The 26,492-nt window shown below is 70.6% G+C and carries 24 protein-coding genes; 18 read left to right on the top strand and 6 right to left on the bottom strand.

The window, feature by feature from the left end; translation table 11 throughout:
- Positions 1 to 65: 65 nt before the first annotated feature.
- The 8 genes from ABIE38_RS13485 (at position 66) to ABIE38_RS13450 (ending at position 8,768) form a co-directional block, all read left to right on the top strand.
- The gene (locus tag ABIE38_RS13485; RefSeq protein ID WP_354057088.1) at positions 66 to 845 is read left to right on the top strand and encodes a DeoR/GlpR family DNA-binding transcription regulator; all 780 of its coding nucleotides are present in this window, start codon (positions 66 to 68) and stop codon (positions 843 to 845) included.
- The gene (locus ABIE38_RS13480) at positions 842 to 1,816 is read left to right on the top strand and encodes a 1-phosphofructokinase family hexose kinase (RefSeq protein ID WP_354057086.1); all 975 of its coding nucleotides are present in this window, start codon (positions 842 to 844) and stop codon (positions 1,814 to 1,816) included. The genes ABIE38_RS13485 and ABIE38_RS13480 overlap by 4 nt, the downstream gene beginning before the upstream one ends.
- Positions 1,817 to 1,879: 63 nt before the next feature.
- On the top strand, positions 1,880 to 4,015 hold the full coding sequence (locus ABIE38_RS13475; protein WP_354057085.1) for a PTS fructose transporter subunit IIABC: 2,136 nt from the start codon (positions 1,880 to 1,882) through the stop codon (positions 4,013 to 4,015).
- 36 nt (positions 4,016 to 4,051) lie between these two features.
- Positions 4,052 to 4,309 carry an HPr family phosphocarrier protein gene (locus ABIE38_RS13470; protein ID WP_179523815.1) on the top strand — a complete coding sequence of 86 codons (258 nt, stop codon included), beginning with the start codon at positions 4,052 to 4,054 and terminating at the stop codon, positions 4,307 to 4,309.
- Positions 4,306 to 5,208, top strand: a complete 903-nt coding sequence (locus ABIE38_RS13465) for an NAD(P)H-binding protein (RefSeq protein WP_354057083.1) — start codon at positions 4,306 to 4,308, stop codon at positions 5,206 to 5,208. Before ABIE38_RS13470 ends, ABIE38_RS13465 begins: the two co-directional genes overlap by 4 nt.
- Positions 5,209 to 5,295: 87 nt before the next feature.
- The gene (locus ABIE38_RS13460) at positions 5,296 to 5,961 is read left to right on the top strand and encodes a TetR/AcrR family transcriptional regulator (RefSeq protein WP_354057082.1); all 666 of its coding nucleotides are present in this window, start codon (positions 5,296 to 5,298) and stop codon (positions 5,959 to 5,961) included.
- Positions 5,962 to 6,153: 192 nt separating this feature from the next.
- On the top strand, positions 6,154 to 7,170 hold the full coding sequence (locus ABIE38_RS13455) for an AurF N-oxygenase family protein (protein WP_354057080.1): 1,017 nt from the start codon (positions 6,154 to 6,156) through the stop codon (positions 7,168 to 7,170).
- A complete protein-coding gene (locus tag ABIE38_RS13450; RefSeq protein ID WP_354057078.1) occupies positions 7,170 to 8,768 on the top strand; it encodes an FAD-dependent oxidoreductase in 1,599 nt (532 codons plus the stop codon). Before ABIE38_RS13455 ends, ABIE38_RS13450 begins: the two co-directional genes overlap by 1 nt.
- A 22-nt stretch (positions 8,769 to 8,790) precedes the next feature.
- Here ABIE38_RS13450 and eutC read toward each other — a convergent pair whose 3' ends face one another.
- The 4 genes from eutC to ABIE38_RS13430 all read right to left on the bottom strand — a co-directional run bounded on the left by eutC (position 8,791) and on the right by ABIE38_RS13430 (position 13,080).
- Positions 8,791 to 9,555, bottom strand: coding sequence for an ethanolamine ammonia-lyase subunit EutC (gene eutC, locus ABIE38_RS13445; RefSeq protein WP_354057076.1), 765 nt, complete (start codon positions 9,553 to 9,555; stop codon positions 8,791 to 8,793).
- Positions 9,552 to 10,964: an ethanolamine ammonia-lyase subunit EutB gene (locus tag ABIE38_RS13440; RefSeq protein ID WP_354057074.1), complete on the bottom strand. Its 1,413-nt coding sequence runs from the start codon at positions 10,962 to 10,964 to the stop codon at positions 9,552 to 9,554. The genes eutC and ABIE38_RS13440 overlap by 4 nt, the downstream gene beginning before the upstream one ends.
- Positions 10,961 to 12,400, bottom strand: a complete 1,440-nt coding sequence (eat, locus tag ABIE38_RS13435; RefSeq protein WP_354057073.1) for an ethanolamine permease — start codon at positions 12,398 to 12,400, stop codon at positions 10,961 to 10,963. The genes ABIE38_RS13440 and eat overlap by 4 nt, the downstream gene beginning before the upstream one ends.
- A gap of 152 nt (positions 12,401 to 12,552) precedes the next feature.
- Positions 12,553 to 13,080, bottom strand: a complete 528-nt coding sequence (locus ABIE38_RS13430; protein ID WP_354057071.1) for a bifunctional adenosylcobinamide kinase/adenosylcobinamide-phosphate guanylyltransferase — start codon at positions 13,078 to 13,080, stop codon at positions 12,553 to 12,555.
- Positions 13,081 to 13,229: 149 nt separating this feature from the next.
- Here ABIE38_RS13430 and ABIE38_RS13425 point away from each other — a divergent pair, with 149 nt between their 5' ends.
- Positions 13,230 to 14,432 (top strand): oxidoreductase, encoded by a 1,203-nt coding sequence (locus ABIE38_RS13425; RefSeq protein ID WP_354057070.1) that lies wholly within the window; start codon positions 13,230 to 13,232, stop codon positions 14,430 to 14,432.
- 23 nt (positions 14,433 to 14,455) lie between these two features.
- Here the strand turns inward: ABIE38_RS13425 and ABIE38_RS13420 are convergent, their stop codons facing one another.
- Positions 14,456 to 15,130: a TetR/AcrR family transcriptional regulator gene (locus ABIE38_RS13420; protein ID WP_354057068.1), complete on the bottom strand. Its 675-nt coding sequence runs from the start codon at positions 15,128 to 15,130 to the stop codon at positions 14,456 to 14,458.
- A 79-nt stretch (positions 15,131 to 15,209) separates the two neighbouring features.
- Between ABIE38_RS13420 and ABIE38_RS13415 the strand changes: the two genes are divergently transcribed.
- The 4 genes from ABIE38_RS13415 (at position 15,210) to ABIE38_RS13400 (ending at position 18,778) form a co-directional block, all read left to right on the top strand.
- Positions 15,210 to 15,818, top strand: a complete 609-nt coding sequence (locus tag ABIE38_RS13415) for a GNAT family N-acetyltransferase (protein WP_354057066.1) — start codon at positions 15,210 to 15,212, stop codon at positions 15,816 to 15,818.
- Positions 15,811 to 16,386 (top strand): GNAT family N-acetyltransferase, encoded by a 576-nt coding sequence (locus tag ABIE38_RS13410; RefSeq protein ID WP_354057064.1) that lies wholly within the window; start codon positions 15,811 to 15,813, stop codon positions 16,384 to 16,386. Before ABIE38_RS13415 ends, ABIE38_RS13410 begins: the two co-directional genes overlap by 8 nt.
- Positions 16,387 to 16,449: 63 nt before the next feature.
- Positions 16,450 to 17,109, top strand: a complete 660-nt coding sequence (locus ABIE38_RS13405) for a hypothetical protein (protein WP_354057062.1) — start codon at positions 16,450 to 16,452, stop codon at positions 17,107 to 17,109.
- A gap of 136 nt (positions 17,110 to 17,245) precedes the next feature.
- Positions 17,246 to 18,778, top strand: coding sequence for a PepSY-associated TM helix domain-containing protein (locus ABIE38_RS13400; RefSeq protein WP_354057060.1), 1,533 nt, complete (start codon positions 17,246 to 17,248; stop codon positions 18,776 to 18,778).
- A gap of 172 nt (positions 18,779 to 18,950) precedes the next feature.
- On the opposite strand, the gene ABIE38_RS13395 is transcribed toward ABIE38_RS13400, so the two are convergent.
- Positions 18,951 to 20,399, bottom strand: coding sequence for an APC family permease (locus ABIE38_RS13395; protein ID WP_354057058.1), 1,449 nt, complete (start codon positions 20,397 to 20,399; stop codon positions 18,951 to 18,953).
- Positions 20,400 to 20,599: 200 nt separating this feature from the next.
- Between ABIE38_RS13395 and ABIE38_RS13390 the strand changes: the two genes are divergently transcribed.
- The 5 genes from ABIE38_RS13390 (at position 20,600) to ABIE38_RS13370 (ending at position 26,132) form a co-directional block, all read left to right on the top strand.
- Positions 20,600 to 21,577 carry a magnesium transporter gene (locus tag ABIE38_RS13390; RefSeq protein WP_354057056.1) on the top strand — a complete coding sequence of 326 codons (978 nt, stop codon included), beginning with the start codon at positions 20,600 to 20,602 and terminating at the stop codon, positions 21,575 to 21,577.
- A gap of 83 nt (positions 21,578 to 21,660) precedes the next feature.
- Positions 21,661 to 22,158: a beta-class carbonic anhydrase gene (locus ABIE38_RS13385; protein ID WP_354057054.1), complete on the top strand. Its 498-nt coding sequence runs from the start codon at positions 21,661 to 21,663 to the stop codon at positions 22,156 to 22,158.
- 594 nt (positions 22,159 to 22,752) lie between these two features.
- Positions 22,753 to 24,228: a DUF1538 domain-containing protein gene (locus tag ABIE38_RS13380; RefSeq protein ID WP_354057052.1), complete on the top strand. Its 1,476-nt coding sequence runs from the start codon at positions 22,753 to 22,755 to the stop codon at positions 24,226 to 24,228.
- Positions 24,225 to 24,575 carry a transcriptional regulator gene (locus tag ABIE38_RS13375; protein ID WP_354057050.1) on the top strand — a complete coding sequence of 117 codons (351 nt, stop codon included), beginning with the start codon at positions 24,225 to 24,227 and terminating at the stop codon, positions 24,573 to 24,575. Before ABIE38_RS13380 ends, ABIE38_RS13375 begins: the two co-directional genes overlap by 4 nt.
- Before the next feature lie 87 nt (positions 24,576 to 24,662).
- The gene (locus tag ABIE38_RS13370) at positions 24,663 to 26,132 is read left to right on the top strand and encodes a potassium/proton antiporter (RefSeq protein WP_354057048.1); all 1,470 of its coding nucleotides are present in this window, start codon (positions 24,663 to 24,665) and stop codon (positions 26,130 to 26,132) included.
- Positions 26,133 to 26,492: the final 360 nt, after the last annotated feature.

Below are 26,492 nucleotides of genomic sequence, written 5' to 3'. Positions count from 1 at the left end.
GACTTTCCAACCGTATCGGGCAGAATCCAACATATTCGGTCACTTGGAGAAAGGTCGGGCCCCCGATGTACGGCAGTGAACGGCGACGACACATCACGGAGGTGCTGGCCGCATCCGGCCGCGTCACCGTGGCCGATCTCGCCTCCGGTCTGGACGTCAGCGCGGAGACCATCCGTCGGGACCTGTCGCTGCTCGAGACCGAGGGGATCCTCGAGCGCACGCACGGTGGAGCCGTCCCCGCCGTGCCGGGCGGGCGGGTCGAACGGACCCTGGCCGCCCGCCGCGCCGAGAACGTGACCGCCAAGTCCGCGATCGCCCGCGCCGCGCTCGCGCTGCTCCCGGCCCCGGGCGGCAGCGTGCTGCTCGACGCGGGGTCCACGACCGCCTGCCTGGCCGAGTCGCTGGCGGATCCACTCGGCGAGGGGCACGGACTGTCGCTCATCACCAACTCGGTCCCCGTCGCGGACGCCCTCCACCGCGCCGGGGCCACCCGGCTCCACCTCCTCGGCGGCGCCGTGCGCGGCCTGACCGGTGCCTGCGTGGGCGCGCCGGTGCTGCGGGCACTGGACACCATCCGCGTGGACGTCGCCTTCCTCGGCACCAACGGCCTGAACGTCGAGCGGGGCCTGACCACCCAGGATCCCGACGAGGCCGCCGTCAAGACGGCCATGTGCTGCGCGGCGCGGCGGGTGGTGGTGCTCGCGGACTCGAGCAAGTTCGGTCACGAGTTCCTGGTCTCCTTCGCGGACCTGGACCGGGTCGACGTCCTGGTCACCGACTCCCCGCCCACCGGCGCCCTCGCCGCCGCCCTCCGCGACCGTGGGATCGAGGTCGTGCTGCCATGATCGTCACCCTCACCATGAACCCGTCGGTGGACCGCTCGGCCACGCTGGCCGCCCCGCTGACGCTCGGCGGGGTCAACCGCATCGCCGAGTCGCACGACTCCCCCGGCGGCAAGGGCGTCAACGTGGCCCGGGTCCTGGCCGCGGGCGGGATCGAGGCCACGGCCGTGTTCCCCGCCCCGCGCCACGACCCGTTCGTCACCATGTGCGCGGAATCGGGTGTGCCCGCCACCGTGGTCCCCGCCGAGGGCCCGGTCCGGGTGAACCTCACGCTCGCCGACCCCGACGGCACCACCACCAAGATCAACGCCCCGGGCCCCGTCGCCACCGCCGAGATGCTCGATCGGGTCCGCGCGGACGTGTCCGGGCTCGCGGGTCGCGCCACCTGGGTGGTCCTGAGCGGCTCGCTGCCGCGGGGGGTGCCCGCCGGGTTCTACGCGGACCTGGTCACGGAACTGCGCGGAACGGGGGCCCGCATCGCCGTCGACACCTCCGACGCGCCGCTCGCCGCGCTCGCGGCGCGGTTCCCCTCCGCCGCTCCCGACCTGGTCAAACCCAACGGCGAGGAGTTGGGCCAGCTGGCCGGGGTCGACGGCGTGGAGTTGGAGCGCCGCGCCGCGGACGGGGACCTGGCACCGGTCGTGGAGACCGCCCGGACGTTGCGCGCCACGGGAGTGGGGGCCGTCCTGGTCACCCTGGGTGGCGCCGGAGCGGTCCTGGTCGACGGCGGTGATGACGATGACGACCAGGCGTGGTTCGCGACCACCCCGCCCGTCCGCGTGCGATCCACGGTCGGCGCCGGCGACTCCGCGCTCGCCGGTTACCTCCTGGCCGACTCCCGGGGAGCCCCACCCGAGGAGCGACTCGCGTGGGCCGTCTGCCACGGCAGCGTGGCAGCCTCCCTCGCCGGCACCGGACTACCCCTCGGACTCGATCCGGACTCGTTCCGGGCCACCGTCCGTCGACTCGACTGATCCCGACCACACCACCGAATACCCCCCGATCCAGAGACCCTTGAGAAAACACGGAGGAAGGCCATGAGCCAACCGATCATCGAGACCGCCACCGTGCGGCTCGACGCCGATCTCGGCAGCACCAAGGACGAGGTGATCCGGTCCCTGGCCGGGGCGCTCGTCGACGCGGGCCGCGCCGACGACCTCGACGCGCTGGTGTCCGACCTGATGGCCCGTGAGGGCAAGGCGGCGACCGGCATGAAGGGCGGGATCGCGATCCCGCACTGCAAGTCCGAGGCCGTGGCCGAGCCCAGCCTGGGCTTCGCCCGCCTCGACCCGCCTGTGGACTTCGGGGCCAAGGACGGCCCGGCCGACCTGGTGCTCATGATCGGGGCCCCGGCCGGCGGCGGCAAGGAGCACCTGAAGATCCTGGCCACCCTCGCCCGCAACCTGGTGCGCTCGGAGTTCGTGGACGCGCTCCGTGCGGCCGCGACCCCCGAGGACGCCGTCGCGGTGATCCAGGGGGTGCTCACCCCGGCGCCGGACGCCTCGTCGTCGTCGGCCCCGGGCTCCACGTCCGCCGCGTCCACCGCGACGACCGCCGCGGCCACATCCACCGCCGCCGCGACCACCACCACCACGGCGAGCGGCACGGGCGGCGGACAACCCCTCCGCCTGGTCGCGGTGACCGCGTGCCCGACCGGCATCGCCCACACCTACATGGCCGCCGACTCCCTGGACCAGGAGGCCGCCAGGCGTGGAGTGGAACTGCAGGTGGAGACGCAGGGTTCGGCCGGGGCCACCCCGTTGGACCCCGCCGTGATCGAGGCCGCCGACGCGGTCATCTTCGCCACCGACGTCGGCGTGCGCGACCGCGGCCGGTTCGCGGGCAAGCCCGTCGTGGAATACGGCGTCAAGAAGGCGATCGACTCCCCAGCGCGGGTGCTCGACGAGGCGCTGGCCGCTGCCGGCGACCCCGACGCCAAGCGCGTCTCTGCGGCGTCCGGATCCGGCGACTCCTCCACCGGCGGGTCCGGCTCGGACGAACACTGGGCCCGCGGACTGCAGCGCGCGGTGATGACCGGGGTGTCGTACATGATCCCGTTCGTCGCCGCCGGCGGCCTGCTGCTGGCGCTGGGGTTCCTGTTCGCCGGATACGACGTGGCGTTCGTCTGGCAGGAGGTGGCCACCGGGTTCACGCTGACCGACCTGCCCGGTCAGGTCTGGTACCTCGACGGTGAAATCGTGTCCGCCGGGACCGCCGGAGCCGAGATGCTCACCCACGCGGGCCTGCGGTTGTACATCGGCGCCGTGCTGTTCGCGATCGGCCAGGCCGCGATGGGCTTCATGATCGCGGTCCTGTCCGGGTACATCGCCTACGGCCTGGCCGACCGCCCGGGCATCGCGCCGGGCTTCGTGGGCGGCGCCCTCTCGGCCACCCTCGGCGCCGGGTTCATCGGCGCGCTCGTCACCGGCATCCTCGCCGGCTACCTGGTGCGCTGGATGACCACCTGGAAGACCCCGCGCTGGCTGTCCGGCCTCATGCCGGTGGTGCTGATCCCGCTGCTCGGATCGCTCGCGATCGGCCTGCTGATGTTCCTGCTGCTCGGCCGGCCGCTGGCCTCGCTGACCTCCGCCATGGAGTCGTGGCTGGGCGGGATGAGCGGGTCATCGGTGATCCTGCTGGGCATCATCCTGGGGCTCATGATGTGCTTCGACCTCGGCGGACCGGTCAACAAGGCCGCGTACACCTTCGCCACCGCCGGCCTGGTCGCCGACAACCCGGCCTCACTCCGGATCATGGCGGCCGTGATGGCCGCCGGTATGGTGCCGCCGCTGGCCATGGGCCTGGCGACGGTCGTCCGCAAGCGACTGTTCACCGAGGTCGAGCAGGAGAACGGCCGGGCCGCGTTCCTGCTGGGTGCCAGCTTCATCACCGAGGGCGCGATCCCGTTCGCCGCGGCCGACCCCGTCCGCGTGATCCCGTCCATGATGGCCGGTGGCGCCGTCACCGGAGCGCTCATCATGGCATTCTCGGTGGAGTCCTACGCACCGCACGGAGGCCTGTTCGTGGTGTTCGCCATCAACCCGGTGTGGGGCTACCTGGTGGCCATCCTCGCGGGGATGCTGGTCTCGACCACCGCCGTGGTCCTGGCCAAGAGCGCCCGCCGCGATCCCGCGCCCGTCGCGGCCCCGGCGCCCGCCACCGTGGCCGCCTGACCCTGTTCGCCAGACCACAAGTCACGAGGAGAGACCATGCCCAACACGACCGTCATCGTGGGATCCGCCGAGGGCCTGCACGCCCGCCCGGCGGGGATCATCGCCGAGGCCGCCGAGAAGTACGACACGGACATCGAGATCACGTACGACGGCGAGGAGGCCGACGCCGCCTCGGCCATGCTCATCATGGCGCTCGGTGCCGAGAAGGGGGCCGAGGTCACGGTGAGCGGGGACGACGCCACGGCAGTGGCCGAGATCGCCGCCCTCATCGAACAGGACCTCGACGCGGGATGACCGTCCTCGTCGTGGGATCGGGCGGGTACCTGGGATCGCGTCTCGTACCCGCGCTGCTGGCCCGGGGGCACCGCGTCCGGGCCGGCGCCACCGATTCCCGGCGGGCCCCGACCCACGGGTGGGGCGACCGCGTGGAGACGGTCCGCTGCGACGTCCTCGATCCCGGGTGCCTCCCGGACGCCCTGACCGGGGTGGACTCGGTCGTCTACCTGGTCCACCGGATGGGGTACGGGCCGGGCTTCCGGGCCGAGGACGCGGCGGGCGCGTCCGCGATGCGCGACGCCATGGCCGCGGCCGGCATCCAGCGGTGCGTGTACGTCTCCGGGCTCGCCCCCTCCGCAGGACCCGGGGAGCCGCTCTCCCGGCACATGTCCTCCCGACTCGAGGTCGAACAGCTGCTCTCGGACGGACCCACGCCGGTGTTCACCCTGCGGGCCGGGATCGTCCTCGGCTCCGGTTCCGTGGGCTTCGAGATGATGCGCACCCTGTGTGAGCGGTTGCCGGTCCAACCGGTCCCCCGGTGGATGCGCGGCAGCCGCGTCGAACCGGTCGCCGAACGCGACGTCGTCGAGGCCTTGTGTCATGCCCTCGAGGTGGCTCCCCGCACCGGGCACGGCGACCTCGGCTGCGGGGAGGCGCTGACCTACCCCGCGCTGCTGCGCAGGTTCTCCCGGGTCGCCGGACTCCCGACGATCCGCGTCCCGGTGTTCGGGGTGCCGTGGGATCTGGTCGCGGCGGGCCTGTCCCCCCTCATGGACGTGGACGCCGGGACCGTCGCCGGGCTGATCGAGAGCCTCCGACACGAGATGGTGACCTCCGGACCGGCGACCGACATGCTTCCCCCGGGGTGGGAGATGACCGGGATCGACGAGGCCATCCGGCGCGCGCTCGGGGACTGACGGTGTGGCCCTCACCCCGCCGGGTCCCGCCACACCGGGTCATTCCACACCGCGGCGCGAGCACGCCCGGTGAGGGACAATCGACCGATGCCCCCGAATCTCCCGTTCACCGCCGCGAACTTCATCCGCGCCGCCCTGGACCGCCACGTGCCGAGCGGCACCACGGACGATATCGGGGAGAAGCTCCTCGACGCGGCGGTGCGGCAGTTCGAGCTCTTCGGCGTGACCCGGTCGACGATGGGGGACATCACGCAACGGTCGGGCCTGTCGCGGATGACCCTCTACCGCCGGTTCGCCAACAAGCAGGAGCTCATCAACGCCGTCCTGCTCCGGGAGTCCGGACGCATCCTGGCCGGGTTGAAGCAGGAGATCGACCGGTACGACGACGTGGAGTCCAAGCTGACCGAGGGATTCCTCTACACGGTCGAGACCCTGCGCGCGCACGGCCTGCTCAACCGGCTCCTGGAGAGCGAGCCCGAGGTCGCCGTCCCCTATCTCACGGTCCGCGGCGAGCCCCTGGTCAGCAGCAGTGCAGAGTTCCTCGCCTCGGAGATGGCCACGAGTCTCGACGACTCCCGGTCGCACGAGGAACTCCTGGTGGCCGCCGAGGTGGCCGTCCGCCTGGTGATCTCGTTCGTCCTCACCCCCTCCACCGTCATCGACCTCGACGACCCCGACGTGGCACGCGATTTCGCCAGGAAGCACCTCGGCCCGCAGCTCAGCGGTGGGCGAGGCCTCTCCGGCGGGTCGTAGGTCCCGACGCAGCTCGGACTCCGAGGGGCATCAGGCCCCGACGCCCCCCGGGCGTCGGGGCCCAGGCGTTGACACGGGGGACTGCGCTGCCTAGCCTCAGTTACAAAGAGACCGCAGATGTCACTCTGTACTTCCTCCTCTGTACGCCGAGGCTCTCTCCGGCCCACGCGGTCGGAAACGAAAGGGATCGCCATGACCGCACCCACGCCCACCACCGCCCCCTCGAGCCCGACCCCGAGCAGCTCCCGCGAGGAGTACGACGCCGCCCTGCTCCGCCTGTCCGAGGCCTCGGTCCGACGCCACTTCGACGCGTTCGTCGACGTCCCCTGGGACCACCCCGACTTCCGCGTGGACCGCACCGACGAGCGCTGGGTCCTGCCCGCGGCCGTGGACCCGCTGGGCGCCCACCCCTGGTACCAGGCGTTGCCCGTCGAGACCCAGATCGAGATCGGGCTGTGGCGCCAGGCCAACATCATGAAGGTCGGCCTGCAGTTCGAGAACATCCTGATCCGCGGGATCATGCAGTACATCTCCAACCTCGACAACGGGTCGGCCGAGTTCCGGTACCTCACCCACGAGGCGACCGAGGAGTGCCACCACACCCAGATGTTCCAGCAGGGCGTCAACATCATCGGCGCCGACGTGCCCGGGTTGCCCCGCTGGATGCGCCGGGTCTCGCCGATCATCCCGTGGTTCGCCTCCCTGGCCCCGGTGGGCTTCTTCATCGGCGTCCTCGCGGGCGAGGAGCCGATCGACCACACCCAGAAGCAGATCCTGCGCGGCGCCGACGAGCTCCCGCCCGTGCTGAGCCGCATCATGGAGATCCACGTGGCCGAGGAGGCGCGGCACATCTCCTTCGCGCACACCTACGTGGCCCGCCACGCGCCCCGGATGAGCCGGGGTCAGATCTTCGCGGTCTCCTTGGCCTTCCCCGTGATCATGCGGGTGCTGTGCGATGCCATCCTCAAGCCGACCAAGGAGTTCCGCGAGGAGTTCGATGTTCCCCGCGAGGTCATCGACGAGCTGTACTGGGACAGCCCGAAGTCCCGCGAGTTCCTGTCCGACCTCTTCTCCGACGTGCGCATGCTCGCCGAGCAGTCCGGCCTGATGAACCCCCTCGCCCGGCGGGTCTGGCGGGCCCTGAAGATCGACGGCCGCGCCTCCCGTTACCGCAGTGAGCCGCCCGTCTCGTACGCCACCAGCGCCTGATGCCCCACGTCGTCACGCAGGCCTGCTGCGCCGACGCGTCCTGCGTCCACGCGTGCCCGGTCAACTGCATCCACCCGACGCCGGACGAGCCGGACTTCGCCACCGCCGAGATGCTGTACATCGATCCGGACGTCTGCGTGGACTGCGGGGCGTGCGTGGGCGCCTGCCCGGTCGGGGCGATCGTCCCCGACGACCGCCTTGCCCCGGGCGAGCAGGTCTTCCTCGACCTCAACGCCGTGTTGAGCACGCCGTCGCGCCCGTACCCGCCCCAGGCGCCGGTCCCCCCGATCCGCCGTCTGGAGCGGGACTGCGGCCCCGCCGGGGAGCCGCTGCGGGTGGCGATCGTCGGAGCCGGCCCCGCCGCCCTGTACACCGCCGACGAGCTGCTCAGGCAGCCGGGCGTCGAGGTGACCGTCTTCGATCGCCTGCCCGTCCCCCACGGCCTGGCCCGGCACGGCGTGGCCCCCGACCACCCGAGGACGCGGTCGGTCACCGACCTGTTCGCGCTCATCGAGGCCCAGGCCGGGTTCACCTACCGGCTGGGGGTGGAGATCGGCCGGGATGTCACCGTCGACGAGCTCTCCGCCGCCCACGACGCCGTGGTCTACGCGACCGGGGCCAGCACCGACCGCCCCCTCGAGATCCCGGGCACCGGGCTCGCCGGGAGCATGTCCGCGACGCAGGTGGTGTCCTGGTACAACGGCCACCCCGACCACGTCGACGCCCGGGTCCCGCTGGACCACGAGCGGGCCGTCATCGTGGGTAACGGCAACGTGGCCCTGGACGTCGCCAGGATCCTCGCGACCCCCTCGGAGGCCCTCGTCGGGACCGACATCTCACCTGTCGCCCTGGCGGCCCTGCGGGACAGCCGCATCCGCGAGATCGTCGTGCTGGGTCGTCGCGGCCCCGCCCAGGCCGCGTTCACCCTTCCCGAGCTGGTCGGACTGGCCTCGCGTGACGACATCGACCTGCGCGTCGACGCCCCGGACGGGATCGACCCGGCGGCAGAGACCGATCCTCAGAGATCCCTCATGCTCGAGTGTCTGGCGGAGGTGGCCGCCCGCGCGCCCCGGACGGGCAGTCCGCGGATCGTCCTGCGTTTCCAGACCGCACCCGTGGAGGTCGTCGGTGCAGAACGCGTCGAGGGACTGCGGATCGCGGCGACGGAGTTGTCCAACCTGGACGGCGCCGTGCGCGCGGTCCCCCGCCCGGGAACCGAGGAGGTCCTGCCCGCGGGACTGGTCCTGCGTTCGGTCGGGTACCGCGGGGTCCCTGTGCCGGGCGTGCCGTTCGACCCCGCCACCGGGACGATCCCCCACCGCGACAGCCGGGTCCTCGACCGCCCCGGCGGTGCCGAGGTCCCCGGCGCCTACGTGGTCGGGTGGATCAAACGTGGTCCCCGCGGGTTCATCGGGTCCAACAAGACCTGCGCCCGTGAGACGGTCGACGCGTTGCTCGCCGACGCCAACGCGGGGCTGCTCGGCCCCGCCGGGGATCTCGATCGCGCGGGGTTTCCCGATCGCACTGGGTTGCCGGATCGCGCAGGGCGGCCCGAACGCGCGGGGAGTCGGTGGTCGCTCGTCCCGCAGCGTCGGTGACCGGGACTCCGGGCGCGCCGAGCTACTCGATCGTCAGCGTGTCGCTGGCGTCCACCTCGACCGCCCGCGAGGTGTCCTTGAGCGCCACCCCGGACGCGCCGAGCGCCCTGGCCCCCGCGATGAGCCGGGCGACGATGTGGGCGGACCGGGCGTAGCCCAGCCCGTCCGGTGGGTGGATGTTGGAGATGCAGTTGCGACCCGAGTCAGGGGTGCCCGGCGCGGGTAGGTGGGTCAGGTAGATCCCCAGGCTGTCCGCGACCGACAGTCCCGGCCGCTCGCCGATGATCACCACGACGGTGCGCACCCCCATCGCCTGCGCGAGGTGATCACCCAGCGCCACCCGCGCCTCGGTGGCGATCACCGGCGGCGCGATCGAATACAGCTCGGATAACTCGGACACCAGCGCGCCGAGGAGGCCGGCGCCGTGGTCCATCAGAGCCCGGGGGGACAGGCCGTCCGCCAGCACGAGGCCCACGTCGAACTCCCCCGCGGGGATCGAGGACAGGTCCTCGGGCACCCTGCCCAGGTCCGGCCGCCGGAGGTACTCCGCCCGCGAGGAGGCCTGCGAGGAGACCACCGCGGGCACCCCGATGCCGATCTCCTCCACCTGCGCGGCGAGGGCCTCGACGTCCAGCGGCATGTGCACCGCGTCGCGGGCGGCGGCGTGGGCGGACCGGAACTCCAGGACGCGGCGGGTGGGAAGCGAGTCGCCGGTGCGCCCCAGCCCGATGCGCGCCTGGGTGCTGCGACGGAGCTCGTCCCAGAAGGACGGTTCGATCCCGCTCATCGCGTCCCCGTCAGGGCTCGGAGCGGAGACCCCGTCGCGTCGACGTCCAGGATCCGGCCGTGTGCGTCGACCATGCCCAGGCGGTCGAGCCAGGCCGCGAACTCGGGAGCCGGGGTCAGTCCCAGCACCTGCCTGACGTACAGCACATCGTGGAAGCTTAGGCTCTGGTAGCCGAGCATCACGTCGTCGGCACCGGGGACCGCGATGACGAACGCGGTGCCCGCCGCCCCGAGCAGCGTGAGCAGCGTGTCCATGTCGTCCTGGTCGGCCTCGGCGTGGTTGGTGTAGCAGACGTCCACACCCATCGGCAGCCCGAGGAGCTTGGCGCAGAAGTGGTCCTCGAGCCCGGCGCGGATGATCTGTTTGCCGTCGTAGAGGTACTCGGGACCGATGAACCCGACGACGGTGTTGACCAGCAGCGGTTCGAGGTCGCGGCAGACCGCGTAGGCCCTGGCCTCGAGGGTCTGCTGGTCCACGGGCAGGCCGCCCGTCCCCAGGTGGGCTCCCGCGCTCAACGCGGAGCCCTGCCCGGTCTCCAGGTACATCACGTTGTCGCCCACGGTGCCGCGGTGCAGCGAGCGGCCCGCCTCGTTGGCCTCGCGCAGCAGCGTCATGTCAACACCGAAACCGGAGTTGGCGCCCTCGGTGCCGGCGACGGACTGGAACACCAGGTCCACCGGCGCCCCCTTCTCGATCAGTTCCAACGTCGTGGTGACGTGCGACAGGACGCAGGACTGCGTGGGGATCTCGAAGCGTTGACGGATCTCGTCGAGCAGGTGCAGCAGGTCCGAGGTGGCGTGCGGGGAGTCCGTCGCCGGGTTGACGCCGATCACCGCGTCGCCGGAGCCCAGGAGCAGACCGTCGAGGGTGGCCGCGGCGATGCCCCGCGGATCGTCGGTCGGATGATTGGGCTGCAGGCGCGTCGCGAGCGTGCCGGGCACCCCCACGGTGGTCCGGAACGCGGATGTCACGCGGACCGCGCGGGCCACCGAGATCAGGTCCTGGTTGCGCATCAGCTTGCTCACCGCCGCCACCATCTCCGGGGTCAGACCCGCGGCGACGGAGGCCAGCGTCGTGGCCGCCCCGGGTGCGGCCACGACCTCGAGGAGCCAGTCGCGCAGGCCCCCCACGGTGAGGTGGGCCAGTGGGGCGAAGGCGGCGCGATCGTGGGAGTCGACGATGAGCCGGGTGACCTCGTCGGTCTCGTACGGCACCAGCAGGTCCTCGAGGAAGGTCTCGAGCAGGACGTCGGCGAGTGCCCACTGCGCGGCGGCGCGCTCGGCGTCGGACGACGCCGCGCACCCGGCCAGTTCGTCCCCCGATCGCTGGGGCGACGCCCTGGCCATCAGCTCGACGAGGCCGTCGAACTGGTAGGTCGATCCCGAGACCTGCTGGGTGTACGTGGTCATTCGAGCTCTGCTTCCGCTCTGGCCAGTGCGGCGAACTCCTCGTCCGGGGAGTTGGCGACGAGGTGATGCCGACTGTAGATACCGAAGTACAGCATGAACGCCCCGAACACCACCAGGCACCAGAGCGCGGCCGTGCTGTTGACCAGGAAGGTGGCCACCACGGCGAGTGCGGCGATGACGAGGGCGAAACCGGTGGTCACGACTCCACCGGGGGTCCGGTACGGGCGCTCCATCTCCGGCTCCCTGCGACGCAGCACGATGTGGCTGACCATCATCAGGACGTAGCTGAGCGCGGCGCCGAACACCGCCATGTTGAGCAGCATGTCGCCCTGGCCGGTGAGGGAGAGCAGGAACCCGATGACCCCCGGGACGATGAGGGCCAGGGTCGGCGCCTTGCGCGTGTTGGTGACGGACAGCATCGTGGGCAGGTAGCCGGCGCGGGAGAGCGCGAACAACTGCCGCGAGTAGGCGTACATGATGGAGAAGAAGCTGGCGACCAACCCGGCGAGCCCGATGTAGTTGACGATCCTCGCGGCCGGACCGTCCCCGAGGGCCTCGACCAGTGGGTTGCCCGAGGACTGGATGGCATCCGCGCCCCCGGCGCCGGTGGCCAGGACCAGCACGGTGGTCGCGGTGACGAGCAGGACTGCCATCGCCGCGATGATGCCGCGGGGGACGTTCCTGGACGGGTCCTTGGCCTCCTCGGCGGCCAGTGGCACACCCTCGATGGCGAGGAAGAACCAGATGGCGAACGGGACGGCGGCCCAGATCCCGATGAACCCGAACGGCAGGAAGTCCGAGGCACCGGCGGCGTCGGTGGGAGCGATGTTGGTGAGGTTGGCGACCTCGAACTGGCTCGCCGCCGCCACCGCGAAGATGACGAGTCCGACGAGCGCGATCGCGGTGATGACGAACATGACCTTGAGCGCCTCCCCCGCCCCGGACAGGTGGATCCCGATGAAGATCGCGTACACGGCGAGGTAGATCCACCACCCGTCGGTGATCCCGAACAGGGTGAGGGATTCCACGTACGCGCCGATGAACGTCGCGATGGCCGCGGGCGCGATGGCGTACTCGATGAGGATGGCCGTTCCTGTGGCGAAGCCACCCCACGGACCCAGCGCGCGGCGGGCGAAGGTGTACCCGCCGCCCGCGGCCGGCAGCGCCGAGGACATCTCGGCCATGCCGAGCACCATGGCCAGGTACATGCCGGCGATGATCACGGCCGCGATGAGCAGGCCACCGAACCCGCCCTGTTCCAGACCGAAGTTCCAGCCGGAGTAGTCGCCCGAGATCACGTAGCTGACGCCGAGACCCGCGAGCAGCACCCACCCCGCGGTGCCCTTCTTGAGCTGGCGCCTGGCCAGGTAGTCACTGCCCTCGATGTGGAACTGCGTGCCGTCGTGATGGCTACCGATCGATTCTGTGGCGGACATGCGCGGCCTTCCTCGAAGCGAGATCGACGGATGTCGCGCGGGGTGCGCGAACCGGATCACCGTAGGTCCGCGGTGTAAGCACAGGGTCGACGCCGTGTGACGGCCCGGTTACGACGGGCGGGACGCGCCGGAGGCGGCGAATCCCGCCTCCGTCACAGTCGCAGGACCCGCCCACACACGACCAGGTGCACCTCGTCGCACGCCTCGGCGACGCCCTGGTTGACCGCACCCAGGAGGTCGCGGAACACCCCGCCGGAGCGATGGGACGGCACGACCCCGTAGCCGACCTCGTTGGTCACCAGCACCACCTCGTCGTCGTGCTCCCGCAACGACTCCCGGACCGCCGCGACGTTCTGGTCCATCACGTCGTGCGCGGCGTCCACCGGCGAATCCCACAGCTCCGCGCGTTCCAGGATCGCGGTGACCCAGGTCCCCAGGCAGTCGACGAGCACCGGCCCGGCTGCGGCGGCGATCGCCGACGCGAGGTCCACGGTCTCCACCGTGTCCCATCCGGTGGGCCGGTGGGCGCGGTGGCGGGCGACCCGGTGGTCCCAGTCGGGATCGCTGCCGTCCGCCACCGGCCCGGGTGCGACGACGGTGACGCGGTCGCGGCCCTCCAGCAGGCCGGTGGCGTGCCTCGACTTGCCGGAGCGCACGCCCCCCGTGACCAGGACTCTCATCACCCCAGCGTAGGACCCGGTGGAGGCGGTCGGGCGGAACGCTGTCCACGCCGGGCCGGACTTCTCTACTATCAACAGTTGTCAAGTGATGGCGTCGCCGGCCCGGGCCCGGCGGGTCGCCCTCGCCGGAGGAGAAGAGGTCCCACGAGATGACGTCATCGGTCGCCACCACGCGCGAGGCGCTGTTCCGCCCCCTGCAGGTCAGGTCCATGCAGCTGGCCAACCGCCTGGTCATGTCGCCCATGACGCGGATGGGTTGCCCGGACGCCCTGCCCGACGAGGTGAACCGCGACTACTACGCCTCCCGCGCCGCCGGCGGGACCGCGCTGATCGTCACGGAGGGGATCGGCGTGGACCACCCGACCTCGGTGGACCACGCCTGGATCCCGCGCCTCGACTCACCCGAGTCCGTGGCCGCCTGGCGGGAGGTCACCGACGCGGTCCACTCGGCCGGGGGACGAATCCTCGCGCAGCTGTGGCACGTCGGGCCGCTCTGGGGCGCCAACGCCCGTTTCGACCGGGCGAATCGCGACCGGCTCATGGAGATGCATCCGATGCGACCGTCCGGTCTGTGGGGCACCCCGGGCGTCACCACCTACTCCGAGCGGAGCGTCGCCCGGTGGTCACCCGAGGTCGCGCCCATGACCGAGGACGACGTCGCCGCGGTGATCGACGCGTTCTCCCGCTCCGCCCGGCTGGCGATGGCGGCCGGCTTCGACGGCGTGACCCTCCACGGCGGACACGGGTACCTCCTCGACTCGTTCGTCTGGGCCGACACCAACCGGCGGACCGACACCTGGGGCGGCGACCTGGCCGCGCGCAGCCGGTTCCCCGCCGCGGTGGTCGCCGGGGTCCGCGAGGCGATCGGCCCCGACGCCCCGCTGTTCTACCGCTTCTCCCAGCACACCCAGCAGGACTACACCGCCCGCAAGGCCACCACGCCCGACGAGCTGGGCGTGTACCTGGGCGCCCTCGCCGACGCGGGGGTGGACCTGCTCGACGCCTCCACCAGGCGGTTCAACGACCCGGCGTTCCCCGACCTGACGGGCGACGACGGCGAGGTGTCCCTGGCCGGATGGGCCCGCCGACTCACCGGTCTGCCGTCAGGCGCGGTGGGCGGGGTGGGGATCGGGGCCTCGCTCCGCGAGCAGAAGTCCGGCGCACCCGCCCACACCGCGGACAACATCGATGCGATGGTGGACTGCCTCGAGGCCGGGGAGTTCGACCTCATCTCGGTGGGCCGGCTCCACCTGGCGGATCCGGCGATCGCGACCGTCCTGCGCACCGGCGACCCGCTACCGGAGTTCGTCCGCGAGGTCCACGAGATGCCGCTGCGCAGCCCCGAGGGCTGACACACTCACCAACGCCGTGGTGCTCACGACACCGGTGGGCCGCCCGGTTCCGTGCCGCCGCCCAGCCGTTCGATCCCGTCGTGCATCAGCTCCACGGCGGTGCCGAAGACGACGCCGGGATCGATCCCGCGATAGTCGTCCAGGAGCGCCGTGGTGAGCGGATAGTCCCCGGCGGGCAGCCGCTCGATCTCCGCCGCGGTGGCCTCGTCCACGGGTGCGACCATCCCGAGAGCCTCCGCCGTGGCCAGCCCGAGGACGGTCGCGAACCAACCCACCGTCACCGTCACCACCTGAGGCCGGGGCACCCCGGCGCCCAGCATCGCCGCGTGTACGACCTCGGTCGTGGCGTAGTCGGCCGACCCGGTGTGGGTGAACCGCTGTAGCAACGGGAACGTCCGGGGATAGCCCCTGGCCAGAGCTCGGTACTGATCCGCCAGGTGACGCAGGGTCGGTCGCCAGGGCGCCCCGGGCGGGGCGGGCCGCACCTGACCGTCCAGCCACGACGCCATGGCCCGGGCCAGGCCCTGCTTGGACCCGAAGTGATAGGCCACCGACATCGCGTCGCATCCCGCCGCGCGACCCACACCGCGCATGCTGAACGACTCCTGCCCGCCCTCCTCCAGCACGGCGACGGCCGCCTCGACGATCCGGGCGGGGGACAACCCCCTGGGCCCTCGTCCGGCGTGGTGCTCGACCATCAGTCCCCCCACTTTCGGGCCGACGGACCCGACACGCTTTTTCTACACTGTAGAATAAGGCGCGATCGAGGAGGAAGACATGGTGGAAGTCAGACCGGCTGCGGCCTCCGATGCACCGGCCATCGGGGAGATGCTCGGGGAGGCGTTCGGCGAGGATCCTGCGTGGGCGCTGCTCTACCCCGACGGGGCCTCCAGGCCGACGCACCTGGCCGCCCACTACCGCCACTTCGTACGTCGACACCCGGACCGGGTCGACGTGGCCGTGGAGGACGGGCAGACACTGGGGGCGCTGCTCTGGGAGCCGCCCCACCGCGGCGCGGGACGATGGGCGCGGTGGGGAGAGAAGGCCGCCGCGGTTCTCCGGCTGCTGATCTCACCCACCGCACGCCGTGGCGCGGCCCACACCCGCGCGGTCGACGCACATCGACCGTCGGAACCGCACTGGTACTTCCACGACATCGCCGCCGGGCCCCGGGCCCGCGGGAAGGGCATCGGATCGGCCCTCCTGCGCCACCGCCTGGACATCATCGACCGGGGTGGGCCGGAGCCGGTGTTCCTCGAGGCGACCACCCCGGGGAGCCGCCGCCTGTACGAACGCTTCGGCTTCCTCCCCGTGGGCACGGTGCCCACGGGGCCGGGCCAGGAATCCACGGCGATGATCCGACCCGCAGGAGCCCAGAATGAGTGAGCCACGCCTGGCCTCACCGGACGATCTCGCCCCCGCCGCCGAGACCCTGGCCCAGGCGTTCGCCCACTACCCCTGGACCCGCCACGTCATCCCGGAGGAGGGGTACGCCGAGCGCCTGCTCACGCTGCAGCAGCTCTATCTCGAGCACGCCCACCGGCACGGGATCGTCGCGGTCACCGGGGACCGCGACGGCGTGATCGCGCTCCTGCCCCCGGACGCGCCGGACCCCGACGACGCCTCCGTCGAGCAGATCGTGGCCCTGCACGGTGATCGCATCGGGAGGCTGGGTGACGGATCGCCGCCGCACGACGGGTGGACCCTGGAGACCGTCGGCGTCCGCCCCGCCGCGCAGGGCCGACGGCTCGGTAGCGCCCTGCTCGTGTTCGCCCTCGCCGAGGTGGCACGTCGAGGCGCCCGCGCCGTTCGGCTGGAGACCTCGGACGAGCGGAACGTGCGACTGTACGAGCGGCACGGGTTCCACGTGACCGGACGCCGCGACCACTCGGACGGGCCGCCCGTCTGGGACATGCAGGTCGACGACGTGGACGCACTCACCCGCACCACCTGACCGCTCGCCACCGCCGCCGGGGAGGTCGCCGGGGTGAGGGAGCGGTGACGTAAGTTCTACGTCGTGACCGGCTACTGCGACCCGATGGCGCAGTGGCGCGCGGTCGCGGTGGTGCTCGCGTCCGTGCTCACCGCCACGGTCGCGCACACGGCCGCCGGGGGCTCGACGCCCGGACCGGGTGGATGGGCCGTCGTGTTCCTGTGCCTGATCCCGGTCGCCGTGCTCGCCCGCGGCCGAGCCGGTCGAGGTGCGCCGGGTCTGGCTGCGGCGGGGCTCCTGGGTCAGGCGGTCGGTCACGTCGCCCTCTCGGTCGCCACGCTCGCCCCCACTGCCGGGCACCTCAGAAGCGGCCACCACTCGCCCGCCTCCGGCCAGTTCTCGACGGCCGCCGCCGGGCACGGGCTCGGCCATGGTCACGGGGCCCTCCCCCTGCCCCCCGGCACCGGCTGGGGCCTGACCACCCAGGCACTGGCCCACACCGCGCACCTGGACCCGGCGATGCTGTTCGCCCACCTCGTCGGGGCCGTACTGACCGCGGTACTGGTGGCCGCTGCCGCCGAGGGGCTGCGCAGGGTCGCGGCGCGACTGGTTCTGCTTGTCCGCGCCCTCCTCGCTGCGAGTACCCCGTTCCCGGGCACCCCGGCGGCCGCGCGGGACAGCGCCCCGGCACCGGTCCTGCTCCTCACCGCGCGGACGCTGCGCGGACCCCCGCTTCCGGCCTGATCCACCACACCCCTCCCCCCGGGCCGACGCCCGGGGCCCGGGGGTGTGCGTCCTTCTCTCATCTCGAACGGCCCCCGGCGGTCGCGCTCGCGCGCGCACCGACGGCTCCGGGCCGTGGATCAGGAGTGCCCTCCCCATGACCACCACGACCACACGATCCCGCGCAGGCGACCTCCGCAGAAGCGACTCCCGTCCCCCGGGCGTCGGCGGCCCCCTACGTCAACTCGTTCTCCGCCTGCACTTCTACGTCGGCGTGCTCGTCGGCCCGTTCCTGCTCGTCGCCGCGGTGTCGGGCTTCTTCTACGCACTGGCACCGACGATCGAGCGGGTGGTCTACGCCGACCAGTTGACCGCCGCCTCGGCAGCGCAGAACGTCCCGCTGACACAGCAGGTCACCACCGCCCGCACCGCGCATCCCGAACTCCCGGTGTCGAGGATCGTGCCCGGGAGCGATGGCTCCACCACCCGGGTGCTGCTCTCGGACGGGTCGCTGCCGTCGGACTCGCACTCCCGCGTGGTCTTTGTGGACCCTTCCGACGGTGCGATCCGCGGTGACACCGTCCAGTACGGCTCCGGGCAGGCCCTGCCGCTGCGCACCTGGCTGTCCGGGGTGCACCGCAATCTGCACCTCGGCGAGGCGGGCCGTCTGTACTCCGAGCTCGCCGCCAGCTGGCTCGCCCCACTGGCGCTGGCCGGGCTGTTCCTGTGGTGGGGCCGCACCCGCCGCGCCGGCACTTCGGCGCGCAAGTCGACGGTGCTCCGGCCGGCGTCGCGGGGGTCGACGCTGCTGAAGTCGGCGTTGCTGAGGTCGGCGTTGCTGAGGTCGGCGCCCGGGCTCACGGGCCGGGCGCGCCAACGCTCCCGCCACGCCGTCCTGGGGACCTGGGCGCTGGTGGGCATGCTCGTCCTGTCGGCGACCGGCCTGACCTGGTCGGCCCACGCCGGACAGCGGGTCTCCGACCTACGGTCCGCCATGGGCTGGACCACGCCGACGCTGTCAGCTCAGTCCCCCGAGAGCTCCCGGAGCGGGTCGGCCTCAGACCGGGCCGCAGGGGGCCACGACGGTCACGAGGGTCACGGCTCCCACGACGGTGCACACGGGACCGCCGCCGCCTGGACCGCCGACGACGCCGGGGTCGCCCTGACCGGCGCACGCACCGCAGGACTGACGGAGCCGGTGCAGCTCGTCCCGCCCACCGGTGACGCCGACCTCTGGCGGGTGCAGGAGGTCCGGCGCTCCTGGACCCCCGGGCCCGACGCGGCCAGCATCGATGCCGCGACGGGCGAGGTGGTGCAGGAACTGCGGTTCTCCGACTACCCTGTCGCCGCCCGACTCACCGACTGGGGGATCCGCCTCCACATGGGGTTCCTGTTCGGGCTGGCCAACCAGCTCCTGCTGGCCGCGGTGGCGGCGGCCCTCGTCGTCGTCATCGTCCGGGGTTACGTCCTGTGGTGGACGCGGCGCCCGACCCGCACCGGCGGTCTGGCCCGGCCCCCCGCACGCGGTGCCGTGCTCGAACTGCTGCGCCGCCGCCCGGTGGTCACCCTCGTCGGCGTGACCGTGGTCGCGGCGATCGGGTGGGCCGTCCCGCTCCTGGGGATCTCGCTGGCGGCCTTCCTCGTCCTGGACGCGATCCTGGGACTCGCGGCACGACGCGTACGCGGCTGACATCCGGCCGAAGGCTGGGGTTACCCCCACTCCCATGGCGTCCAGGAGCGCGGGCGTTCTCCCGGAGTGGGGGCGGACGCCTCCGTCATCGAGGCCCTCCGACAGCTCGGCCCGCAGGCCTTCGCCTCCGCCGTCGTGGGCGTGGGGACCTCGATCGGTGCGGAGGACGTGATCATCGTCTCCGGTCACGTCCGCGACCTCGAGCGGTTCGCCGATCACTCCGACCGGAAGCGATAGCACCGGCGACCCGCTGCACCAGCCACAATGCGCCGCCCAGGAGCAGCAGCGCCCCGGCCAGCCGGTAGTCCGCATCCGCCCGCCCGGACAGCGGTGAGACGAGGAAGGCGCAGCTCAGCAGACCCAGGACCGGGACCACGGTGGGCGCCCGGAAGTGCGCGTGTCCGACCGGCTGACGGCGCAGGACGAGGACCGCGAGGTTGGTGACAGTGAACACCGCCAGCAGGAGCAGCGACGTGGTCCCGCCGAGGGCGGCGAGGTCGGCGAACGCCACGAGCCCGGCCGCGAGCACGGTGGTGAACAGGATCGCCACCCACGGCGTCCGCCTGCCGGGCAGGACACGGCCGAGTGCCCGCGGCACCACCTTCTCGTGGGCCATCCCGTACACCAGCCGGGACGCCATGAGCATGTTGATCAGAGCCGAGTTGGCCACGGCGGCCATGGTGATGAACGCGAAGATCCAGATCGGGAACGCCGGGGCGCCCGTCGCCACCACTGTGAGCAGCGGGGTCTCCCCCTCGCCGAGTTCCTCCGGGCTCACCAGGGCCACCGCGGAGATCGCGACGAGGACGTAGACCAGGCCCGTCAACGCCAGGCCCGCGAACATGACCTTGGGGAAGATCCGCACCGGGTCCTTGGTCTCCTCCGCCATGTTGACCGAGTCCTCGAACCCGACCATGGCGAAGAAGGCCAGGCCGGTGGCGGCCGTGACCGACCGGACCGGACTCTCGCCCGAGGCGGTGTCGAACTCCGTGACGCGGGAGAGGTCTCCCTGGCCGTGTCCGACCGCCCACGCCCCGATCGCGATGACGATCAGCAGGCCGGTGAGTTCGATGGTCGTGAGCACCACGTTGAGGCGGACCGATTCGGAGACGCCGCGGAGGTTGACGGCCGCGACCGCGGTGATGAAGGCCAGGGCGATCCCGATCAGTGGCCAGGTCCGCGACATCAGGTCGAGCCCGACCGCCTCGTTGAGGTTCCCGGCGAAGGCCAGTGCGGCCGACGACGCCGAGGTCAGCCCCGAGGCCATGACGGCGAACGCCACGAGGAAGGTCAGGATCTGGACCCGGAACGCGCGGTGCGCGTACACGGCGGCGCCGCCGGCCTTGGGGTATTTGGTGACCAGCTCCAGGTAGCTGGTGGCGGTGAGGAGCGCGACGGCGAACGCGATGAGGAACGCCAGCCACGCCGCGCCTCCGACTTCCTCCGCGACCTTGCCCGTGAGGGCGTAGATCCCGGTACCGAGGATGTCACCCACGATGAACAGCAGGAGCAGACCCGGCCCGATCACCCGCTTGAGGGCCGGCGTCCGGAGTGCGCGCGTCGGCGAGGCCAGGCCGGGGTCTCCCGCGTCCCGACCCGGGGTGGGCGGAGTATCGGCCATGGACACCTCCCGCACGTCGGACCGACCACCGATCCGGTCAGCATTCCACCGAAAGAGCGCGTCGGGAGCGGCTCCGGGAATCGTCGGGGATCGCCGGTCCGGCGAACCGCCGTCGGCACTCCGGTCCTCGTGATTCACTTCCTGAACCGCATGGCGCGGAGCCTTCTCGCGGCTCGTGCCGAATCCGGAAGGAGAGACCGATGCGCAGCATTGACGCCGCCGGCCCCCGCCCTCCGCGGAACACACCCGACCACATCACCCGCCGGGTACCCACCGCGCGTCCCGACGAACTCGTCGCCGAGGTCCTCGCGGACATGCGCGGTCGAGAATTCGATAGCGCGGCCACGGTGGCCGTCCTGGAGGACGGCCAACTCGTGGGTCTGGTCTCCATCGATCGGATCCTCACTGCCGAACCCGACACGCCGATCCACCGACTGGTCGACTCTGCGCCGCCCACGGTGTCGCCCGCGACGGACCGGGAGAAAGCGGCGTGGAAGGCGGTCGAGAGCCGGACACACGCCGTCGCGGTCGCCGATCGAGGGCGGTTCATCGGCCTCATCCCCGCCGAGGCTCTCGTGTCGATCCTCTCCGCGGAACACGACGAGGACATGGTCCGACTCGGCGGGTTCCTGAACACCGAGTGCTCTGCGCAGACGACCACGGTGGAGCCGATCCGTCGGCGCCTCTGGCATCGGCTCCCGTGGCTCGTCATGGGCCTGATCGGCGCTCTGCTCGCAGCCGGTGTGGTGGGGACCTTCGAAGCCTCCCTGTCCGAGACCGTGCTCATCGCCTTCTTCGTCCCGGGGGTCGTGTATCTGGCCGACGCTGTCGGGACCCAGACGGAGGCTCTGGTCATCCGAGGACTCGCCGTGGGGGTGAGCATCCGACGGATCGCCCTGCGTGAGGTGTTCACCGGCCTGATTCTGGGCGTCATCCTCGGCCTCGCGGCCCTGGTACTCGTCGGGACGATCTGGCACGACTGGGACGTGGCCCTCGCGGTGGGGATCTCCATCTTCGCGGCGTCGTCCATCGCCACGGTGATCGCGCTCGTTCTGCCGTGGATCATCGACCGGATGGGGAAGGACCCCGCCTTCGGTTCCGGGCCGCTCGCCACGGTGATCCAGGACCTGCTCACCGTGGCGATCTACCTGGGCGCCGCGACCCTCCTCACCAGGTGACGCGCCCGCGAGACCTCACGCTGGATTCGATCGGGGTGAGAAGAACGCTCGTCTTGGTTGGGCTCCGGGACTAGGTTCTTGACATGACAGTCACCGACGAGCTGCTCGAGGCCGCCAGGGCCTACCAGTCCGACTTCGACAAGGGCGACCTGCCCATGCCGCCCGGCCGGAAGATCGCCGTGGTGGCGTGCATGGACGCCCGCCTCAACCCGTACGGTCTGCTGGGGCTCACCGAGGGTGATGCACATGTGATCCGCAACGCCGGAGGCGTGGTGACCGACGACGTCCTGCGGTCCCTCACGATCAGCCAGCGCCTGCTCGGCACCGAGGAGATCGTGCTGATCCACCACACGGACTGCGGCATGCTCACCTTCCGGGACGACGACTTCAAAGACCAGATCCAGGCCGACACTGGTCTGCGTCCACGGTGGGCCGCGGAGGCGTTCGGCGAGGTGGAGGCGGACGTCCGCCAGTCGCTGGCGCGGGTCGAGGCAGACCCGTTCCTCCTGCACGGCACCGCGGTCCGCGGCTTCGTCTACGACGTGGCGACCGGGGACCTGAATGAGGTGGCTCGCGGGTAGGTCCGCTGCGCGGTAGTGGTGCCCGGACCCGGGGTGAGCTATGGACGACGGCTGCGCGTTTCGGGTGCCACTCTGGGCGAGGAGTGCATCGCTTTCTCCCGCCGTGTTGCACAGGCCCGCTCCCCTTGGACGCCGCTAACTTATGTTATGACAAGCTAACAATGTCGAGTTGCAGATTTCGCAATTTCGACCGGCCGCCGAGTTGCCCGCGGCTCGTTCGAGTTCGGGCCGCACGTGCCCTGTGTATAGGCGGGCATCGAGTCGCTGATTCCCAGCCCGTTTGACGTCGAACTCAGGCCACTGACGGGATGGTGACTACTACTCTTACCTACGACCCTGCGTCGGGATTCGCGTGTCCCGCGGCACATTCGCAAAATCCGCGAAGCGCTAGTCGATGGACTGAAACGCGTAGCCGGACCTGCACGAACGGGCTCACCGGAACGCCAACCCGAACTCTGCTGAACAGCATCGATTACGAGCGGCCAACCCGATTTCCCATCAGGTGGTCCAACTCAGGTCAGACTGGGACGTGACGGAACCGTAGCGGCCCCCCGCGGCGTTGCGTTGCACCCGGGAAGGAGGCCCGGTCCGCCGATGAAGCACCTTAGGCAGTTCGCCCACGAGTTCCAAAAGGCGCTGTGGAGCCTGCTGCCCATTGTGACGATCGTGGTGGTGTTCCAGCTCGGGGTGTTCCGCCGGCTGCCGGAAGACCCCGTCGGACTGATCGCCGGATTGTTGATCGTCGGTGTCGGCATCGCACTGTTCCTGCATGGGTTGGATCTGAGCGTGTTCCCGGTGGGCAAGAACCTGGCCAACCAGTTCGCCAGACGCGGTGCCCTGAGCCTGTTGCTACCCTTCGTCTTCGCCATCGGGTTCGCCGCTGTGGTCGCCGAACCAGCCCTGATCGCCGTCGCCGAGCAGGCCCAGCAGGCTAGTGCGGGACGGATCGACCGCCTGGCTCTGCGCCTAGTGGTGGCCACCTCTGTGGGGCTGGCGCTGGTGGTCGGCGTGATGCGCATCCTGTGGGGCTGGGCAATCTACAAGCTGGTAATCGCCGGTTACGTGCTGGTACTGGTCACCACGTTCGCGGCCCCGGAGGAGATCATCGGGCTGGCCTACGACTCCGGGGGCGTGACCACCAATATCGTGATGGTCCCGTTGATCACCGCCATCGGCATCGGGCTGGCCAACTCGCTGCAGGGCCGCAGCGCGCTGCGCGACGGATTCGGTCTGGTGGCCCTTTGCTACCTGGCCCCGATGATCGGGGTGCAGCTCTACGGGATCTGGGTCTACACCTTCGGTTTTGCCACTGACGTGACCGCCGCCGGGGCCGAGGAGTCGGTCCCCGGGTTCCTGGGCCAGGTCCTCGGCCTGGCCGAATTAATCCGTGACATCGCGCCCATGGTGGTTGTCGTGCTGGTCTTCCAGTACTTCGTGCTGCGCCACCCGCTGACGCACCGGCTGCGGGTCACCGTGGGCGTCGTGATGGTCCTGGGAGGCCTCTACGCTTTCTCGGTGGGTCTGAAGCTCAGTCTCTTCCCGATCGGCACGCTTATGGCCGAGCAGCTCATCGAGCGCGGAGTCCCGGTGCTCATCCTGCTCTTCGCCCTGCTCATCGGCTTCGCCACCGCCATGGCCGAACCGGCCCTGCTGGCCATCGGCGAGCAGGCCGAGGCCACCTCCCGCAAGCTCAGCGCCACGGCCATCCGCCTCACGGCCGCCTCCGGTTTCGCCATCGGACTGACCCTCGGGGTGGCCCGGATCCTCACCGGCGCCCCGCTCCACTACACCATTATGGCCGCCTACGCCCTGGTCATCGTGCTGGTCGCCCTGGCCCCGAAGTACATCACCGCCCTGGCCTTCGACCTCGGCGCGGTCACGGCCTCGGTGGTTACCGTGCCTCTGGTCACCGCCATCGGACTGGCCCTGGCCAACTCCATCGAAGGACGCGATGTGCTGTTGGACGGCTTCGGGTTGGTCGCCTCCGCCTCGATTTTCCCCATCATTTCTGTGCTGGTGTACGCCATGATCCTGGATAAAGTCCCCCGTCAACATAAGGAGTCCCCATGAAGTTCACCGTCGTCGTCGCAATTGTTCCCTACGATCTGGAGGACACCGCCATCGACCACGCCCAGCGCGCCGGCGCCACCGGGGTCACCATCCTCACCGGCAAGGGACTCAGTGCCCAACCCCGCAGAACCTTCTTCGGTCTGACCTATGAAGGGACCCAATCGGTGCTGCTGATGGTCGTCGGCGCGCACCTGGCCACCCCCGTGCTAAAGGCGGTGGGCGCGCTGCTGGTCCAGGACAAGGACTCCCGCGGGCTTGCCTTCTCTGTGCCCATTGAGCACCTCACCGGCATCGACCTGGCCCAAGTCACCCGGTTTGAGGAGCACCTGCGTCGCGAGGAGGGCTGAGTCCCGGGCAGCTCGGCCACCAACCCCGGGAGTTCATCGAGCAGCAGTCCCGCGGAGACCGGGCGAGCTCCTTGGGACAATGGTCTGGTGCATGCCATCAACCTCTTCATACTTCTTGCCGCTCTCGTGACCCTCATAGCTATCGGAGGGATACGTGTGGGGGCTAGGTTGGGGTTGCCCGCTCTACTGTTCTTCCTGATCTTCGGCATGGTCCTCGGCGAATCAGGGTTCGGACTCCAATTCGATGACGCCACCCTCGCCCAAGGCCTGGGCTACGGCGCCCTCGCCCTGATCCTGGCCGAAGGTGGGCTCACCACAAAGTGGAGGGAGATTCGTCCGTCCATCGGTTTTGCCGCTCTCCTGGCGACAGTCGGAGTTGTCATCACAATTGGATTGATGACCGTGATCGGCCACTATGCGCTTGGTCTGCCGATCCTTCTGGCGCTCTTATTCGGAGCAATCAACGCCGGCACCGATGCTGCCGCAGTCTTCTCTGTGCTGCGCGGCATCTCCTTGCCCGCCCGGGTCAGGTCCGTGCTGGAGGGCGAATCAGGACTCAACGACGCCCCCACAGTGTTGATCGTGACAGCAGCCACCTCCGTCGCGATCGGGGTTCAGCCCTCCGGAGGGATACCCGTCGTGGCGGTGATGATTGTCGTCCAGCTCATCGGCGGCATCGCTCTCGGTGCCGCCCTGGGCGGGGTGGGAGTCTTTGTGCTGCGCCGGTTCGCTCTGCCGGCCGCCGGGCTTTACCCGCTGGCAGCGTTGGCCTGGGCGTTGCTCGCCTACGGAGTAGCGACGCAGGTCAGCGTCTCAGGCTTCGCTGCCGTCTATATCTGTGCCATGGTCCTGGGCAACGGGAGGCTACCTCACCGGCAGGCCACTCAGGCTTTCGCTGAAGGGACCGGGTGGATTGCCCAGATCGGGCTGTTTGTCATGCTTGGCATGCTGGCCAGTCCAGGCAGAATCACCTGGGAGACCGCAGCGCTAGGACTGCTCGCCGGGTTGTTCTTGACCTTCTTGGTGCGTCCCCTCGCTGTGGCCGTGTGCGCGGTGTGGTTCAAAGTCCCGTGGCGGGAACAGGCGTTCCTCTCCTGGGCGGGCCTGCGTGGGGCCGTGCCCATCATTCTGGCCACAGTTCCCATGGCGGCGCAGATGGAAGACGCCGACATGCTCTTCGACGTGGTGTTGGTCTTCGTGGTGGCCTATACCGCGATCCAAGCACCTTCACTGCCCTGGGTCGCTCGACGCCTCGGACTGACCCAGGCCGCTCCATGCACCGCTATTCAGATCGAGCCCGCTCCCATGGACGAGGATCGGGCGGATCTGGTCAGGGTCACCATCACCGAACACTCGGTGCTCACCAGATCTCCTCTGTTCGAGGTCGACCTGCCCTCGAGGACCCAGGTTTCCCTCGTGATGCGTGGGGAAAGCTCCTTCGTCCCCACAACAGAGACACGACTTCAACGCCATGACCAACTGCTGGTAGTCATTCCTGCCGAGGACGAAGAACGAGTGCAGGAGTATTTCCGCGGACTCTCAGCAGACCCGCAATAACCTCCCGGAACAATCTGCCGTACACCCACAACGTTCCGAGGCGCCTGTCGCGCTAGACGATCCTCTACTGCGACACACCTAGGCACGGTCTAATCAACGCTCTACCCCGGTCAAGGCGTCTCGCGTACATGTCGCACCACCGAGTCGCGTGAAGCACGACCAAGTGCGACGAATGGACGCGGCGAGCACTCCGCCTACTCACTCGACGCATCTGATCGCGGGACGACACTGACACATCCCCGGGCTAGCGGATCCCTCCAGCATGGGGACTGCTGCACCCATAGGTGACATCTGATCTGCGTCGATATGTGTCGACGCTGGAAGGATGTGCACCATGCCGAAGGCGTTTCCTAAGGAGTT

Source organism: Dietzia sp. 2505, from assembly GCF_040546785.1.
GTDB lineage: Bacteria > Actinomycetota > Actinomycetes > Mycobacteriales > Mycobacteriaceae > Dietzia.
The sequence above is the reverse complement of the archived record's forward strand: the minus strand, read 5'-3'. Positions and strand labels throughout refer to the sequence as shown.